General features: G+C 41.9%; 14 protein-coding genes. 6 read left to right on the top strand and 8 right to left on the bottom strand.

All coding sequences use genetic code 11. The features are described 5' to 3' along the window. Nucleotides 1-6 precede the first annotated feature (6 nt). The 5 genes from thiL (at nt 7) to OKC24_RS08110 (ending at nt 6,099) form a co-directional block, all read left to right on the top strand. Complete coding sequence (thiL, locus tag OKC24_RS08130; RefSeq protein ID WP_131276619.1) at nt 7-924, top strand: thiamine-phosphate kinase; 918 nt, start codon at nt 7-9, stop codon at nt 922-924. Further along, the gene (locus tag OKC24_RS08125) at nt 902-1,423 is read left to right on the top strand and encodes a phosphatidylglycerophosphatase A family protein (protein ID WP_131276621.1); all 522 of its coding nucleotides are present in this window, start codon (nt 902-904) and stop codon (nt 1,421-1,423) included. Before thiL ends, OKC24_RS08125 begins: the two co-directional genes overlap by 23 nt. 21 nt (nt 1,424-1,444) lie before the next feature. Next, entirely contained in the window at nt 1,445-2,809 is a 1,365-nt protein-coding gene (gene glmU / locus OKC24_RS08120) for a bifunctional UDP-N-acetylglucosamine diphosphorylase/glucosamine-1-phosphate N-acetyltransferase GlmU (protein WP_131276623.1), read from the top strand. 12 nt (nt 2,810-2,821) lie between these two features. Next, a complete protein-coding gene (glmS, locus tag OKC24_RS08115) occupies nt 2,822-4,660 on the top strand; it encodes a glutamine--fructose-6-phosphate transaminase (isomerizing) (protein WP_131276625.1) in 1,839 nt (612 codons plus the stop codon). Between the two features lie 68 nt (nt 4,661-4,728). Further along, the gene (locus OKC24_RS08110) at nt 4,729-6,099 is read left to right on the top strand and encodes a phosphohexomutase domain-containing protein (protein WP_131276627.1); all 1,371 of its coding nucleotides are present in this window, start codon (nt 4,729-4,731) and stop codon (nt 6,097-6,099) included. A gap of 52 nt (nt 6,100-6,151) precedes the next feature. Here OKC24_RS08110 and galE read toward each other — a convergent pair whose 3' ends face one another. The 8 genes from galE to OKC24_RS08070 all read right to left on the bottom strand — a co-directional run bounded on the left by galE (nt 6,152) and on the right by OKC24_RS08070 (nt 15,595). After that, nucleotides 6,152-7,171, bottom strand: a complete 1,020-nt coding sequence (gene galE, locus OKC24_RS08105) for a UDP-glucose 4-epimerase GalE (RefSeq protein WP_131276629.1) — start codon at nt 7,169-7,171, stop codon at nt 6,152-6,154. Further along, nucleotides 7,164-8,837 carry a glucose-6-phosphate isomerase gene (gene pgi, locus OKC24_RS08100; protein WP_130145435.1) on the bottom strand — a complete coding sequence of 558 codons (1,674 nt, stop codon included), beginning with the start codon at nt 8,835-8,837 and terminating at the stop codon, nt 7,164-7,166. The genes galE and pgi overlap by 8 nt, the downstream gene beginning before the upstream one ends. Continuing rightward, nucleotides 8,837-10,093: a UDP binding domain-containing protein gene (locus tag OKC24_RS08095; RefSeq protein ID WP_265464964.1), complete on the bottom strand. Its 1,257-nt coding sequence runs from the start codon at nt 10,091-10,093 to the stop codon at nt 8,837-8,839. The genes pgi and OKC24_RS08095 overlap by 1 nt, the downstream gene beginning before the upstream one ends. Nucleotides 10,094-10,112: 19 nt before the next feature. Further along, nucleotides 10,113-10,988 (bottom strand): UTP--glucose-1-phosphate uridylyltransferase GalU, encoded by an 876-nt coding sequence (gene galU / locus OKC24_RS08090; RefSeq protein WP_265464963.1) that lies wholly within the window; start codon nt 10,986-10,988, stop codon nt 10,113-10,115. A gap of 40 nt (nt 10,989-11,028) precedes the next feature. Next, on the bottom strand, nt 11,029-11,649 hold the full coding sequence (locus tag OKC24_RS08085) for a sugar transferase (RefSeq protein WP_265464962.1): 621 nt from the start codon (nt 11,647-11,649) through the stop codon (nt 11,029-11,031). 131 nt (nt 11,650-11,780) lie between these two features. Further along, nucleotides 11,781-12,902, bottom strand: a complete 1,122-nt coding sequence (locus tag OKC24_RS08080) for a glycosyltransferase (RefSeq protein ID WP_265464961.1) — start codon at nt 12,900-12,902, stop codon at nt 11,781-11,783. 1 nt (nt 12,903) lies between these two features. Next, nucleotides 12,904-14,538 carry a heparinase II/III family protein gene (locus OKC24_RS08075; RefSeq protein ID WP_265464960.1) on the bottom strand — a complete coding sequence of 545 codons (1,635 nt, stop codon included), beginning with the start codon at nt 14,536-14,538 and terminating at the stop codon, nt 12,904-12,906. 1 nt (nt 14,539) lies between these two features. Continuing rightward, on the bottom strand, nt 14,540-15,595 hold the full coding sequence (locus OKC24_RS08070; protein WP_131276639.1) for a glycosyltransferase family protein: 1,056 nt from the start codon (nt 15,593-15,595) through the stop codon (nt 14,540-14,542). 96 nt (nt 15,596-15,691) lie between these two features. Between OKC24_RS08070 and OKC24_RS08065 the strand changes: the two genes are divergently transcribed. Beyond that, entirely contained in the window at nt 15,692-17,101 is a 1,410-nt protein-coding gene (locus tag OKC24_RS08065) for an oligosaccharide flippase family protein (protein ID WP_131276641.1), read from the top strand. The last annotated feature ends 2 nt before the right edge of the window (nt 17,102-17,103 follow it).

The raw sequence follows: 17,103 nt of genomic DNA, 5'->3' as shown, positions 1-17,103 counted from the left end.
GCGCGTATGGCTGAGTTCTCAATTATCGACACCTATTTCAACCGCAAGAATGCAAATTCTGTCGATTTAGGCGTCGGGGATGACTCAGCCCTGCTTACCCCTCCTCCGCATCAGCAATTGGTCATTTGCGCCGATACTTCGGTTGCTGGCCGGCATTTTCCCCTCGATACACATCCGCATGCCATTGGCTGGAAAGCTGTTGCCGTCAATTTATCTGATATTGCCGCAATGGGTGCGAAACCGCACAGCATCTTATTGGCATTGAGCTTACCCCAAATTGATCACGACTGGCTCAAAGGCTTCAGTCAGGGCTTATACGATTGCTGCGATCAATTTGGCGTAAGTTTAATTGGCGGCGATACAACACAAAGCCCCCACCTGACAATTACCGTGACGGCGCTCGGCTGGATTGAATCAGGCAAAGCGGTGACCCGTTCAGGCGCGCAGCCCGGTGATTTCATCTGCGTCAGCGGCACGGTTGGTGATGCCGCTTACGGCCTGCGGCATTTAGGCCATCCGCTGCAAAAGCGCCTGGACTATCCCTCTCCGCGCTGCCAGCTTGGACAGCAGCTGAAGGGTCTGGCATCCAGCATGATTGATATCTCAGACGGCCTGGCGCAAGACCTAGGACATATTTTGGATGCCTCAAATGCGGGCGCAATTGTGCATTTGGAAAGCCTTCCCGTCTCTCCTGAAGTTGCAAAATTAGAACAAGAAAAAAAATGGCAGCTGGCTTTAGCCGGTGGCGATGACTATGAATTATGCTTTACAATAAGCTCGGACAACTATCAGCTGCTAATTCAGCAAAAATTAGATGTAAATCTTACAATTATTGGACAAATTACCCAAAATTTGGGATTAACTTATTTACAGAATGGCGTAAATTGTTCCATTCAATTTCATGGGTATCAACATTTTGCATAAACCGGCAATCAACTTCAAGCAAATGAGCTGGCGGGAACGCTGCATCGTGTTTTGCGGTGTTGGCTTTGGTTCTGGCCTAGCGCCCAAGGCGCCGGGCACCTTCGGTTCCGCATTTGCTTTACTGTTCATTCCGCTCTGGCTTGCAATTGGCTTTTCCGGCACCATTATTGCGATTATTCTAATGTCGCTCATTGGCATCTATATCTGCGGCCAAACGGCCAAAGTCATGGGTGTCCACGATGATGGACGGATTGTATGGGATGAGTTTGCCGGCCAGTCCATTACTTTCTTGCCTTTGATTTATCTGGGCTCAATGAGCTGGTTTTGGGCACTCACCGGATTTGGCCTATTCAGACTGTTTGATGTCTGGAAGCCTTGGCCGATCAGCGTGATTGACCGTCAGGTTGGCGGCGGTTTCGGCATTATGCTGGATGATATCATTGCCGGTATTTGGGCTGCGCTCTGTATCTGCATTTATTTTTATTTCACGTCTATATGATAAATACTCCTAGGATCTGACATGTCTACTAGCGTTATCATTCTCGCAGCAGGTAAAGGAACACGCATGCGTTCCGGCTTGCCAAAAGTCCTTCAGCCGCTTGCTGGCCGTCCTTTGCTTGGCCATGTCATCGAGACTGCGAAAAAACTTCAAGCCGATAATATTATTACAATTTACGGACATGGCGGGAATCTCGTTCAAAAAGAGTTTGCGCATGAACAAGTGCAGTGGGTGAAGCAGGCTGAACAGTTAGGCACAGGCCATGCGGTCAAAGTCACCCTGCCTGTGCTGCCGAAAGACGGTCAAGCTTTGATTTTATCCGGCGATGTGCCTTGCATTAGCCAGCAAACCCTGCAAAAGCTGCTGGATGCCGCACGAAATACTGGTATTGCCCTCGTGACTCTAACTGTCGCGGATGCAACAGGTTATGGCCGCATTGTTCGTGATAACGGCAAAATTCAGGCCATTGTGGAGCATAAAGACGCGTCTGAAGAACAACGTAAAATTAAAGAGTTCAATACGGGGATTTACTGTGTCAGCAATGCCAAATTGCATGAGTGGCTGCCAAAGCTATCGAATGACAATGCACAAGGCGAATACTACCTGACCGATATCGTGGCAATGGCGATTGCAGACGGCTTAGAAGTGGCTTCAGTAGAACCCGAGCGCGCTTTTGAAGTTGAAGGCGTGAATGACCGTATACAGCTGGCAGCTTTGGAACGTGAATTCCAAACCCATCAAGCTAAACTGCTGATGCAGCAAGGCGTGCATCTCATTGACCCAAGCCGCTTCGATTTGCGCGGCCAGCTGACGGTCGGCCAAGATGTGCGCATCGATATCAATGTCATTATTGAAGGTGACTGCGCATTTGGCGATAACGTTGAAATCGGCGCAGGCTGCGTAATTAAAAACACCACCATCGCCGCAGGCACCAAAGTGCAGCCGTACAGCGTATTTGACAGCGCCATTGTGGGTGAAAATACTCAGATTGGCCCCTTCTCACGCTTGCGCCCAGGGGCAAAACTGGCGGATGAAGTGCATATCGGCAACTTTGTTGAAGTGAAAAATTCCAGCATTGGATTGGGCTCTAAAGCCAATCACTTTACCTACTTAGGCGATGCCGAAGTCGGCGCAGGCTCTAACATTGGCGCAGGCACCATCACCTGCAACTATGACGGCGCCAACAAATTCAAAACCATTATCGGCGATGCCGCCTTTATTGGCTCCAACAGCTCGCTGGTTGCGCCTGTGACCATTGGCAACGGCGCGACCGTTGGCGCCGGTTCAACCATTACCCGTGATGTCGCTGACAACTGCTTAGCCGTAGAACGCTCTAAACAATTTGTCAAAGAAGATTATCCGCGTCCGCAAAAGATTAAGAAATAAGAGGGTTTTACTATGTGTGGTATTGTCGGCGGCATTGCTGAACGCAGCATTACAAATATTTTAATTGAAGGCTTAAAGCGCCTTGAATACCGTGGCTATGATTCAGCGGGTGTTGCGCTGATTAACGGCGGTCATGTACTGCGCGAACGCCGCGTCGGGAAAGTGGCAAATCTTGAACAAGCCGTGAATGAATCGCATATTGCAGGTTCGCTCGGCATTGCGCATACCCGCTGGGCAACGCACGGCAAACCGACTGAAAACAATGCGCATCCGCATGTTTCAGGCAATGTGGCTGTGGTGCACAACGGCATCATCGAAAATTATCAAGAACTCAAAGATGATCTTGAAGCGCTGGGTTATGTTTTCACTTCACAAACAGATACTGAAGTGGTTGCGCATTTAGTCAATGATGCGCTGAAATCTACCCCAAGCCTGCTGGAAGCTGTGCGCCAAGTGGTGCCGCAGCTGAAAGGCGCTTATGCGCTGGGTATTGTGCATACCGACCATCCAAATGAATTGATTACGGTCCGTGAAGGCTCACCGCTGGTCATTGGCGTCGGCATTGGCGAAAACTTCATCAGTTCTGACCAGCTGGCGCTGCTGCCGATCACCAACCGCTTTATCTACCTGGAAGAAGGCGATATTGCCCGCTTAACCCGCACCAGCATTGAAGTCTTTGCTGACGGCAAGCGTGTTGAACGTCCAGTGAAAGAACTGGATGCAACAGTCAGCAACGCTTCTAAAGGCGAATACAAGCATTACATGCTGAAAGAAATTTATGAACAGCCGGAAGCGATTCAGCAAACGATTTCTCAAGCCCTCAACGGCAACAGCCTGCGCGCGGACTTCCTGAAAAATGCTGAAGCGGATTTCAGCAGAATTCAGCAAGTGCAAATTATTGCCTGCGGCACCAGCTACCATGCCGGCATGATTGCCAAATACTGGTTTGAACAGCTGATTGATGTGCCTGCGCAAGTTGAGATTGCCAGCGAATTCCGTTACCGCTCACCTGTAATTGTCGGCAGCACGCTGTATATCTGCATTTCCCAATCTGGTGAAACCGCTGATACTTTAGCGGCGCTCCGCGACACGCAAAAGCGCGCCGCGGCCAAAGGCCTAAGCATCTCAACCCTGACCATCTGCAACGTGGCAACATCATCGATGGTGCGTGAAACCAACCACAGCCTGCTGACTCTGGCAGGCCCTGAAATTGGGGTGGCATCAACCAAAGCCTTTACCACTCAATTGGCGGCATTGATACTGCTGATCCTGAAAATCGGCCAGGTCAAAAACACCATCTCTGCTGAAGAAATTGCAGCCATTACTGCTGAATTGTGGCATACACCAAAAGTGATTTTGGATACCCTGCAAAACAATGAAGCCATTCTGCGCCTGTCTGAATTGTTTAAAGAAAAACAGCATTGCTTATTCTTAGGCCGCGGCACGCAATTCCCGATTGCACTGGAAGGCGCGCTGAAACTGAAAGAAATTTCTTATATTCATGCAGAAGGCTACGCTGCCGGCGAATTGAAGCACGGCCCATTGGCGCTGGTTGACAATGACATGCCGGTGGTGATTCTGGCGCCGCAAGATGACATGCTGGACAAGCTGAAATCCAATATGGAAGAAGTTCAAGCGCGCGGCGGTGAATTATTTGTCTTTGCCGATGTCAACAGCGGCATTAAAGGCAAGGATCGCCAGCATGTCGTACATGTGCCGAATATCAGCGCTGTTTTGGCTCCAATCGTCTACAGTATTCCAGTACAATTGCTGTCATACCATGTTGCCGTCCTGCGCGGCACTGATGTAGATCAGCCTCGGAACTTAGCCAAATCTGTAACTGTAGAATAAGTACAGACCATAAAACTGAAAAGGCTGGTTATTCCAGCCTTTTTTATGCCTATTAGATGAGAACAATGATGACCCAACTGACCTGTTTCAAAGCTTATGATATTCGGGGCAAACTCGGCACTGAACTCAATGAGGAGATTGCCTATAACATTGGCCGCGCCTATGGTCAGATTTATCAGCCCAAAACCATCGTGATCGGATGCGATATCCGATTAAGCAGTGAAGATCTGAAACAGGCGGCGATTAAAGGCTTAAATGACGCGGGCGTTAATGTGCTTGACCTTGGCATGACGGGCACGGAAGAAGTCTATTTCGGCGCATTCCATTTGGATGTTCAAGGCGGCATTGAAGTCACCGCCAGCCACAATCCCATGGACTATAACGGCATGAAACTGGTGCGTGAAAATGCCCGCCCCATCAGTGCCGATACTGGCCTGAAAGAGATTCAAGCTTTGGCAGAATCTGGCGAATTTGCTGATGTTGTGACGAAAGGCGCAACTGGCAAATACAATATTTTGCCTGAGTTCATTGAACATTTGATGACCTATATTGACCCTGCAAAAATCCGCCCGCTGAAATTAGTCATGAATGCCGGCAACGGCGCAGCAGGCCATGTGGTTGATGCCATTGAAGCAAAATTTAAACAGCTGAATATTCCTGTTGAATTGATTAAAATTCATAATGAAGCAGACGGTACTTTTCCAAACGGCATCCCTAATCCAATCTTAGTGGAAAACCGTGAAAGCACCCGCCATGCGGTACTGCAGCACGGCGCTGACATGGGTATTGCCTGGGATGGCGACTTCGACCGCTGCTTCCTGTTTGATGAAAAGGGCCAATTCATTGAGGGCTATTATATTGTTGGCCTCTTGGCTCAAGCCTTCCTGCTGAAGCAGTCCGGTGAAAAAATTGTGCATGACCCGCGTTTGGTCTGGAATACTTTCAATATTGTCGAAAAATACCACGGCGAAGCGATTCAATCCAAATCAGGCCATTCCTTCATCAAAGAAAAAATGCGTGAACATAATGCGGTGTATGGCGGTGAAATGAGCGCCCATCATTACTTCCGTGATTTCGCCTATTGCGACAGCGGAATGATTCCTTGGCTGTTGGCCGTCTCTGTATTGTCTGAAACGCAGCAAACACTGTCTTCACTGGTGGAAGGAATGATTGAAAAGTTCCCTTGCTCGGGTGAAATCAACTTTAAAGTGGTCGATACGCAGCTCACCATCCAAAAGATTTTTGATTATTATGCTGCGCAAAAGCCCACCATTGATCACACAGACGGCGTAAGTCTTGATTTTGGCGCTTGGCGTTTCAATGTGCGCGCGTCCAATACCGAACCATTATTGCGCTTGAATATTGAAAGCCGCACGGATCAAAATCCGAAGCCAATGCAAGACTATGTGGATGAATTGACCAGATTGATTCAGGGCTAATCTTGAGTGAAGAATAAAATGGGAGCTTCTGCTCCCATTTTATTGGGAATAGTCAATTTTGATAACCCGCTGGATTCTGCTTTTGCCAATTCCAGCTGTCCGCCAGCATATCTTCTAAAGCATATAGCGGCTTCCAGCCCAGCTCTTGCACAGCGCGCGCATTGTCTGCAAATGAAGTCGCCACATCTCCTTCACGGCGAGGCTCAATACTGTAGGCAACGGGCACATGATTGACCCGCTCAAAGGTCTTCACGACATCGAGAACAGATGAGCCTTGACCTGTACCAATATTCCAGGCCCGGCAGCCTTTGGCCATCAGGCGATTATTCAAGGCGCACAAATGAGCGCGCGCCAAATCGACCACATGAATATAATCACGTACGCCTGTGCCATCAGCAGTCTCGTAATCGTTACCGAAAATAGACAGTTTTTCACGGCGGCCCACCGCGACTTGAGTCACATATGGCATCAGGTTATTTGGAATGCCTTGCGGATCTTCACCAATACGGCCACTTTTATGCGCGCCGACTGGATTGAAATAGCGCAGCAAGGCAATTGACCAGCGTTCATCAGCCACAGCTAATTTCTGCAACAGCTGTTCCACCATCAGCTTGGTATAGCCATAGTTGTTGCTTGGCATGCCAGTCGGCATGGTTTCATTTAAAGGCGCTGAATTCGCCTCATCATAAACGGTTGCCGATGAGCTGAACACTAAATTAAATACCCCGGCACGCTCCATGGCCTGCGCCAGCTGAATAGAGCCGGAAATATTATTATCAAAATAGGCCAGCGGAATTTGCTGACTTTCGCCGACCGCTTTTAGGCCGGCAAAATGAATCACTGCATCAATCGGATGATGCTGAAAAACCTGATCTAAAGCCTGCGCATCACGAATATCGCCCTGCACAAACATTAAGGGTTTTCCGCTAATCTGCTGCACGCGATTTAAAGACTCTTCGGAACTATTGCACAGATTATCCAGAACAATCACTTCATGGCCTGAATTTAACAGTTCTACGCAGGTATGTGAGCCAATATAGCCTGCACCGCCGGTTACTAAAATTTTAGCCATGCGATTTTCTCAATAAAATGTTCAATAAGCCTTGTGTCGAAGCATCCAGCGTTGAAAGATCATGCTGTTCGCCATTCAAAATAGGCAGCAGCTGATTGGCGATTTCTTTGCCTTTTTCCACACCCCATTGATCGAAAGGATTAATATTCCAAAGTACAGATTGTACAAAAACCTTATGTTCATAGATTGCAATCAGCATACCCAAACTATATGGATTGAGTTCCTGCATTAGAATCGTAGTGCTTGGCTGGTTGCCTTCGTATTGCTTATATTCAGGCAAATCTAATAATTCTGCCTGATCTAAAGCCTGGTTGCCAAAGGCCAATAATCGTGACTGTGCCAAACAGTTTGATAAAGCCAAATGATGCTGATCAATCAATGCTGCGGCATTGTCTACGTAGGTAAATTGATTGGCATTATACCGCTGTACAGGCGCAATAAAATCACTGCTGACGGCCTGCGTGCCTTGGTGCAATAACTGATAGAACGCATGCTGTGCATTGGGTCCAACCTCTCCCCAAACAATGGGACACGTGTCCAATTCAACCTGCTCACCGCTGCGCTGAATTGACTTGCCATTCGATTCCATTTCCAGCTGCTGCAAATAAGATGCAAAGTATTTCAAGCGCCCATCATAAGGCAGTACAGCATGCGTCTGAATATCTAGAAAATTATTATTCCAAGCACCGAGCAGGCCCATCAGCACTGGAATATTCTTTTCAAATGGAGCTGTTTGAAAGTGCTGATCCATGGCATAAGCGCCAGCCAGCAATTGCTTAAATCCGTCTACACCAATAGTTAACGCAACCGGAAAACCAATACATGACCACAGAGAATATCGGCCCCCGACCCAATCCCAAAGTAAAAACTGCTTTTCTGGCGCAATGCCCCAAGCGGTCATTTTTTCTGGCTTGGTGGATACGCCAACAAAGTGATGTTTTAAAACTTTCGGTTCTTGACCCAAAGTTTTTTCCAGCCAAATGCGTGCTGTCTGCGCATTGGACAATGTATCAATGGTTCCAAAAGATTTTGAAGAAATCACAAAGAGAGTAGTTTCAGGCCGCAATTTATGCAAAATATCTGAGAGCTGACTGCCATCGATGGTCGAGACAAAATGCATATTCAGCTTTTTCTGAGTCGCCTGCTTAAAGTCAGATAATGCATGTGTCACCATGAGCGGACCTAAATCAGACCCGCCTACGCCAATGTTGACGACATCCTGAATCACTTCGCCTGTAGCGCCGCGGCATTGGCCATCATGAATTTTTCGAACCAAAGTGAACATGCGCTGAAATTGCTCATGCACTTGCTTAGCAATAGCAGGATGGCCTTGATCATTTTCTGGCAAGCGCAGTGCCCAATGCATAGCAGAACGATTTTCTGTGCAATTGACTTCTTGAGTTGAAAACAGCCGCTTAATCCAAGGTTTTAAATCTTGTGCATGCGCCCATCGCACTAATGTCTTTAAGACCTTTTGGTCAATCCGATGCTTGCTGAAATCAAAAACAATCGGATCTGCATTAACCGAAAAATCATCGAAACGTTCCGAATTTTCCGCAAACAGGGCCGTCAAATGCTTAAGTTCAAAAACTTTTTTTAATTCATTTAACTCAGAAATAACTGTTTGAGTATCTTCAACTGGATAAGGATAAGCTTGAGTCGCCATCACCGCCCTACTCCCATATAAGCGAAGCCCTGTTCCTTCACATAACTTGGATTATAAATATTACGGCCATCCAATATCAGCGGATGACTCATGTTCTTTAATAAAAATGAATAGTTTGGACTAAAATACTGTTTCCATGCGGTTAATATGCATAAAGCATGCGCATCATGTACTGCATCATATTGATCTGTGCAGTAAATCAGATCTGAACGGTGACCATAAATTTTTTCTATTTCTGCAAGTGCCTGCGGGTCATGCAGTTTGACCGTTACACCCTGTGCCCAAAGCGCATTTAGCATCGGATGTATAGGAGAATGCTGTACCCGCGCTGTATTTTCTTTAAAAGAAGCACCCCAAATTGCCACAGTTTTGCCTGTCAAATTACCATGATAATAATTCCACAATTTGGCAAATAAAACTTCTTTTTGCTGTTCATTAATTTCCCAAACCTGTGCCAGCAGCTGGCTTTTTACGCCGGTTGTAGACACGGTATGCGCCAGCGTCACGATATCGTGAGAAAAATTTTCGCCGCCAAACCCCGCGCCCGGATATAAATATGAAGCGCCGATGCGGCTATCTGCAGCCATGCCTTGGCGGACATGCTCAATATCAATACCCAGCTTTTCGGCCACCAGCGCCATATCATTCATATAGCTGATGCGGGTCGCCAGCATGCCTGATATGCTGAACTTGGTAAACTCAGCATCCAGCACCGGCATAAATAAATATTGGTATTGTCTTGGGAAAATAGGCCGCAAAAACTCTCGAACTACACTTTGCACCCGTTCATCCGCACAGCCCACCACCAGCTGCTTGGCTTGCATTAAACTGAGAATCGCATTGCCTTCCTGCACAATATCAGGCATGTAAACCCAATCATCCTGCGGCATATAACGTTTCAATTTTTCCGTTCCATGCAGCCCTAGCGTTGAGGCGTTCAACATTAATTTGGGATGAATTATGGGCCGCTTTTGCAGCTGCTGTAAAATTTCGACTGCTTGACCTTCTTCATTGGGACTGAAACTGAACAGATAAATGTCAATATCGATCGGGAGGCCTGCCAGATCGCAATAGTGAAGAAAGCCTTTTTGATGCTGCGCCTGCAAGAGCCGGATAACCGCTTCATCATATTGAAAGCATTGCGACTCTGCATTTGTTTCGAAAGCTTGGCCACAGTAAACCTCATGACCGCATTCCGCCAGCAGGGCCGCCATCACCATGGCATACAGCGTTTTTCCCAATATGGCAATTTTCATCGCCACTCCTTTTTTTGCGTTATAGAGGTATATCTTTCATCAGCGCTTTGAAAGCATCCCCCAATTGTGGATGATCTGCCCCATAATGCAATACTGCTTTCAAGTAGCCTATTTTACTGCCGCAATCAAAAGTCTGGCCGCTCATCCGGTAAGCTTCTACGGCCTCGCTTTGCTGCAGGATGGCAATCGCATCGGTCAACTGGATTTCATTGCCTGCGCCTTTGGGCGTCTGTTCCAGCAGCTGCATAATTTTTGCAGGCAAAATATAACGCCCAACTACTGCTAAATTTGAAGGCGCAGCATGGACTGCGGGCTTTTCAATAATGCCCTGCATCACGGCACTTTGACCTTCGGCAGGAGGCTCGCTCACATCGACAATGCCGTACTGATCAACCAGATTTCCCGGAACATCCTCCACCATGATTTGCGCCGCCTGCGACACATCAAAACGCTGAATCATCCGCAAAAGGTCACTCTCAGCCGTTTTATTTTTCACCAGAACATCCGGCAGCAGCACCGCAAAGGGCGCATCACCGACAATCTCTTTCGCGCATAGCACAGCATGACCCAAGCCTAATGGCTGCGGCTGGCGCACGCTGACCACACTGACATGCGCCGGCAGCATATTGGCAATTTCGTGCAGCATTTCGGATTTATTTTTGGCAGCCAACGCAGCTTCCAATTCAAAATTACGGTCAAAATAATTTTCAATAGAGGCCTTTGATGAATGCGTCACCAAAATGATTTGCTCAATGCCTGCAGCAACAGCCTCTTTCACCACATAATCAATGGCGGGGCGATCCACAACAGTCACCATTTCTTTGGGAATGGATTTGCTGGCAGGCAGAAAACGCGTTCCCAAACCAGCAACAGGGAGAACCGCTTTTTTAATCATACTAATTTTACTGAATTAAAAATTAAAGTATTCAATGATACTATTTAGAGTCTGTCTCTGTCTCTGTCATTTCTTGATTAGAAAAACGCGCGGCGCCCACTTCTTGATCTGGCGCATTAATCCCTTCTTTAGCCACCATGACTTTGACCGTTTTACACATAATCTTAAAATCCAGCCAAATGGACTGATTCTCAACATAGGCCACATCTAAAGCAAATTTTTCTTCCCACGATAAATTATTGCGCCCGCTTACTTGTGCAAGCCCCGTCATGCCGGGTTTTACTTCATGGCGGCGCATTTGTTCTGCAGTATAATGATCTAGAAAATCTTTCATCTGAGGGCGCGGGCCGACAATGCTCATATCGCCTTTCAGCACATTGATTAACTGAGGCATTTCATCCAGGCTTGTTGACCGCAATTTATGCCCAAACGGCGTAATCCTCTCACCATCAGGCAATGGATTTCCATGCTTATCTACAGCATCCAGCATGGATCGGAATTTAATCATTTTAAAGATTTTGGCATCTTGCCCTGGGCGCTCCTGATAAAAAAATACAGGTGAACCCAAGTTTTTGCGCACTTTAAAAACAACGATAAGAAAAATTGGGCTTAAAATAACCAACGCAGTAAGAGCAATAAGAAAATCAATTAACCTTTTCATTCACATAACCTGATTTAGTCTGGCTGATTCATAAATTTTCAGTAAGAATCTGAGTTTTTTTATATAAAAGAAAAAACATTAATGCATGTCCATTATAACGCGGAAATGAACAGCATGGCTCCTATTTTGGATTAAATCTCAGAAACCAATTTTTGCACCGTAATATCCCGTATATATTGTGATGCAATTAACATTCTATTCTGTACAGAAATTCCCTTATAGCTTTGGCTAGCGATCACCTTTTCAATTTCAGTTTTTAAAACTGCAATATCACAAGGCTGCACCAGCGAAACATGTTCAAATTTATTTAACGTATTGCTTGCCACACCAACACCGCCATAAATGACATATTTGCCAGTAGATAAATATTCATATAGCTTGGAAGGCATTGCACTCGCAAAATCAGGTGTTAACTGAGCATATAAAATATCGCTGTGATTATAAATCTCGATGAGCTCATCAAATTTTTTACGGCCTAAGAACTTCAAATTTGTTTGCTTAGGATCAGCGAATGCAGACACTCTTTCAAAATCCGTACCGCCGCCAACAATATTAAATACCACCTGCGGCAATTGCTTGCTCACTGCAATCAATGTGGATAAATCCTGTGCTAAGCCAACATTACCCACATAGGTGACCGTCAATACATTTGTTGCATTTTCAGTAATAGTGCAGAGTTCATTAAAAACTTTTTGCGCAACCCCATTAGGCACTTTAACTATTTTTTGAGTACTTTGAATATGCTTAGAAACATATTCAAATTCATGATCATTGGTGACACTTAAGATATTGAATCTTTTGAAATTCAGCAATGCGCTATAAGTGAAAATTCTTTTGGCGACTCTATTGACCAAAGAATTCTCATCTAAATATTCCCAGCTCAAATCACGAATATCGAGTATTTTTGTACTGCTTCCTGTTAACAGCCCGCTGAGGTGAAGTAAAAACATAGACGGTATTGTGATTAAATTGACATCACAATTCAGCTCATTTGCTTTGTTTAAGGCAGATGAGGCTATTTTCATTTCTAGAAAAGCACGCTTTATAAATGACGGTATTTTTGTATCAATAAATGGAATCTTATGATGCGTAAAATGATCGTGCTGAATGAGTTGGTATTCAGCATGATCCATAGAAATTAGGTTAACCGTATGGCCCTCAGCTAAAAAAGAATTTACGAAACTGAGAACCCGATTTCGTGAAGCATTTTCATTTTCTAGGCTATTTGCGCTGATAATACATATATTTGACATGTTAAAAACCTAGACTTCTACACGATATTAAAATCTCATAGTTATTTGAGAGCAAATTAATTTTCAAGCAATTATTAGGTACAGATTTGCCAAATTCTGGATGCCAAAAACTATTTAGAAGATTGGCTTCAATATCACCTTTCAATTGAATTTCAATGGTATGCCCCATCAAATCGCACACATAACTATTGTCTTGTGCTTTATTAATTGTGACATCCGGATGAAAATAAAAATATGAAACTGCTGAATTAAATTGACCGTGTAAATCATCTTTTAGAATAATCTGATCATCAACAAATCTTACTGCACGGCGATGAATCACATGTTCCAAACTTTTATAAGAGGCTGAAAATTCAGTAATCTGGCCTAACTCAAAATTTATATGATCCAGCTTTGGGCTAACGCGTCTAGCAACTCTGAATCCAGACCAAATTTCACTCGAATTTTGCTGATCAATTTCAATGGTATTATGAGCAGCTGTACTTCTCTGATGCAAACGTTCGGAACCCAGCCCATATTGTGAAATTCCTGAATTCACAATAAATCTTGCACCCAAAATACTCAGTTCGAAACTTAAAGTATCAGCATGAGCATGGCCTGGCTGGTAGCTTGGCCCAACTTCTGCAACATCCATAATAAATTTATAGCTTGGTTTTTCTACAACAATATAACCACTTTGCTTTAAATAACGATCTTGTGACTCCGATACTGGAACAAATATATTCAATTTTTCAGCATAAATTTTCAAATTTTCATAGGTTGATGCAATACTAAAAGTGGCATCATTAAAAAATGAAATTTCGCCATCGGGATGTGACATATATTTCAACCAATCGAGCATTTTTATTATTTTAGTTTTTAGGTGCTCGACATCTATTAAATCTGATTGAGCATAACAACGTGTGATGAGTTGATAGAGATCCAACAGATCTTCTAAAAAAATGGCATGGTACATTGGAGTCAATTCAAAGTTAGCTCCATCTGCTAATACTTGCTCATCAATTTCTTGATGATAAATCTTTAAACCCAGTGCTAACCATTTTTTTGATTCAACCGTATCAAAAAAGAGACCTGCAAAAATCAGTGCTTTTGCATTTGCAAACAAATGATTTGCTAATATCTGCCATTCAACGGTTTTAGATAAATGTTCTGCCTGCAAGGCCAAACTTTGCAATTGTTGTTTTGTAAACTGATGGCCCTGTAAACTCCACTTCGCCCAATTGACAATGCGCAGCGAGTTTGGATAAGGCTCCCAGCCATTACCTTTTGCATAAGGATTTTGATCAATCCATTTCTGAATAGTATTTTTATGCCACTCAACTCGATCAGATGCATTTTCAGCATTTAAATCATCAAAATAATGTAAATTATATAGCCATAATTTTTCTTGCTGATTGCTATTCCAATCCTCAGCCCTATTTAATTGACCTGGATGGTTCAAAAATAAAAACTGTGTTGGACTAAGCATACTAATAGGCTTAGGTATCGCATTTTCCCAATTTTGTGCTGCGTATCTAAGCTGAGTTTTAAATACTGTTTGCTTGACGCTTGGTTTGAGAAAAAGATAATATAATCTATAATAAATTTGTATAAACTTTAAATACTTAACAGTATTTATCAATTTTAAAATTTTCATTTCATTTATCCAAATTTTTAAGCCAATCCGCAACAATTTTTGACCATGTATAATTTTCCATAACTGATTGTCTTAACTGTTGAGACTGCTGATAATAACTTTGATAATCTTTAGTCACTGAAATTAGTGTATTTAATAAATCTTCTGAATTCCCAGATTGATAAAATATAACACCATTTAATTTAGAAGCCTGTTGTTGGATACTGTTGCCTACAACCATTGGCAGGTTTAAAGAAGCATATTCAAAAAGTTTCATAGGGCTTCCTGACTTTGCCATCTGTGTATCACTAGGATGCAATATTAATATTGGGTTATAGAGAGCTGACAATTTCTCTATTAATGAATTATGATTGAATGAACCTAAGAATTCTTTAGAAGAATCATTTTCTCCATCAAAGCCAAAAATATAAAATTTATCAAAGTTATTTTTGTTTCTTTCATAAACATCAAATAGCATATCCCAGTCATAATATTCTTGTTTTTTACCAAAATAAATTAAATTCGGTTTAACATCAAAATTTATATTTGCTTCATATTTTAGAAATGGCTCAGGGTTAAATCCATTAGGCATAATATAAATTTTATGAACTGGAAAACAAATTCCATGAATTTCTTGTTTTGAATTAGCAGAAACAACAATAATTTTACTAAATTTTGCTACTATAACAATAGATAACTTGACTGCATTCCGAATAACAAAATTCTTGGAATTTACCCCTGTTATTGTATTCACTTCAAAATAAAAATTTTTATATATCAATAAAAAAGGAAAAAATATATAAGGAAGAAAAAAACGCCAACGAATTACTATTTTTTCTTTTTTTAAAATGGATTTTAAAATCTCAAAAAAACAAAAAATATAAAAAAAATTATCAATATTTTTAAATATTAAGTTACTGTTTTTTTCAACAAATTCTTCTGCACCGCCATCAGAAATCAAAGTAACTGAAGCACGATTATGAATTAAACCATCGACAAAACCTTTTGCATGACTAACACGGCCACAAGGACCTTCTTTAAAAAAATTCTTAGTTGTTAATATATATTTGAAATTCATAAAACTCTTAATTTCTCTTGAGTTAACCTAAAATCAGCCCTTCAATATAACAAAAAATAAGGTTATATTATACAAAATAATCTCGGGAAATCTATCTTGAACTTAAAAAGCATAATCCAATTTTCAATAGGACCATTAGGAGTTGCTTTCTTTGGTTTTATAACTATACCAATACTAACATGGGTATTTCAACCCGAAGATATTGGTAAATTCACTATGTTACAATTAACTAGTACATTATTTATTTTAATTTTCAGCCTAGGATTAGATCAAGCTTATATACGAGAACATTATGAGTCAGAAAATAAGGCACAACTAATAAAGACATCAATTTTACCTGGTTTGTTTTTACTATTATTATTTTTTTCTTTCTTCGTTTTTTTCCCTAAACTTATTTCAGTAATTTTATTTAATATCTCTTCACAAATATTAAGTGTACTTGTTATAACATATATAATTTTTGCTTTTCTATCTAGATTTTTATCCTTAATATTACGAATGGAAGAAAAGGGCTTAGCTTACTCAGCGAGTCAAATTTTTCCAAAGATTTTATTCCTATTAGTTATACTTTATTATTATTTTTACTACACAAAATACAACCTTACAGATCTTATTTTTGCTCATACTTTATCAGTAATATTAGTATTTTTTGTCTTTCTATGGAATACAAAAAGTGTTTGGAAGAGTTCCTTCAATCAAAAAATTGATAGAAAAAAATTAAAGGCTATGCTTCATTATGGAATTCCATTAACTTTTGGCGGTATAGCATACTGGGGATTAACAGCTATTGATAAAATATTTTTACGATATTTTTCAAATTATGAGCAATTAGGTCTATATTCTGTTTCAGTAAATTTCGCTGGAGCAGCATTGATTTTACAAACTATTTTTTCAACAATTTGGGCACCAACAGTATTTAAATGGGCTAACAGTGAAGATGGTTTTATAAAAATAAATAAAGTTCGTGAATACTTATTACTCGGTGTAATATTTATTTTTTTGATTTCTGGAACATTTTCATGGTTAATTGACTTTATACTTCCAAAAAACTACTTGGATGTTAAGTATATATTACTAAGTTGCTTATGCTACCCACTACTGTATACAATTTCTGAAACTACTGTGATTGGAATTAATATTGTTAAAAAAACATCTTACTCTATGATAGCATCATTAATTTCGTTTATATTCAATTTAATTTTTTGCTATTTATTAATTCCTAATTATGGTGCAATCGGCGCTGGCATAAGCACAAGTTTTTCATTTCTAATATTTTTAATCCTAAGAACTGAATTTTCAAATTTTCTGTGGAAAAAAACCCCAAGATTAAAAATTTATACTACTGGTTTATTTATGGTATTAACTTCCAGTCTTATCGTTTTCAATAAGGATTTAATGAATTGGAGTTTACATATCTTTTTCGGAGTACTACTAGCTCTATTTTCTATATATACGTATAAAAAAATACCTGATATTAAAAACTCAATGAATAAAGTCAGAAGTTAATT

It is taken from the genome of Acinetobacter entericus (assembly GCF_026168575.1).
GTDB classification, from domain to species: domain Bacteria; phylum Pseudomonadota; class Gammaproteobacteria; order Pseudomonadales; family Moraxellaceae; genus Acinetobacter; species Acinetobacter bouvetii.
The sequence above is the reverse complement of the archived record's forward strand: the minus strand, read 5'-3'. Positions and strand labels throughout refer to the sequence as shown.

Coding starts and splice junctions, on each gene's coding strand:
- thiL (WP_131276619.1), top strand. CDS start 7: ATGGCTGAGTTCTCAATTATCGACACCTATTTCAACCGCAAGAATGCA.
- OKC24_RS08125 (WP_131276621.1), top strand. CDS start 902: ATGGGTATCAACATTTTGCATAAACCGGCAATCAACTTCAAGCAAATG.
- glmU (WP_131276623.1), top strand. CDS start 1,445: ATGTCTACTAGCGTTATCATTCTCGCAGCAGGTAAAGGAACACGCATG.
- glmS (WP_131276625.1), top strand. CDS start 2,822: ATGTGTGGTATTGTCGGCGGCATTGCTGAACGCAGCATTACAAATATT.
- OKC24_RS08110 (WP_131276627.1), top strand. CDS start 4,729: ATGACCCAACTGACCTGTTTCAAAGCTTATGATATTCGGGGCAAACTC.
- galE (WP_131276629.1), bottom strand. CDS start 7,171: ATGGCTAAAATTTTAGTAACCGGCGGTGCAGGCTATATTGGCTCACAT.
- pgi (WP_130145435.1), bottom strand. CDS start 8,837: ATGGCGACTCAAGCTTATCCTTATCCAGTTGAAGATACTCAAACAGTT.
- OKC24_RS08095 (WP_265464964.1), bottom strand. CDS start 10,093: ATGAAAATTGCCATATTGGGAAAAACGCTGTATGCCATGGTGATGGCG.
- galU (WP_265464963.1), bottom strand. CDS start 10,988: ATGATTAAAAAAGCGGTTCTCCCTGTTGCTGGTTTGGGAACGCGTTTT.
- OKC24_RS08085 (WP_265464962.1), bottom strand. CDS start 11,649: ATGAAAAGGTTAATTGATTTTCTTATTGCTCTTACTGCGTTGGTTATT.
- OKC24_RS08080 (WP_265464961.1), bottom strand. CDS start 12,902: ATGTCAAATATATGTATTATCAGCGCAAATAGCCTAGAAAATGAAAAT.
- OKC24_RS08075 (WP_265464960.1), bottom strand. CDS start 14,538: ATGAAAATTTTAAAATTGATAAATACTGTTAAGTATTTAAAGTTTATA.
- OKC24_RS08070 (WP_131276639.1), bottom strand. CDS start 15,595: ATGAATTTCAAATATATATTAACAACTAAGAATTTTTTTAAAGAAGGT.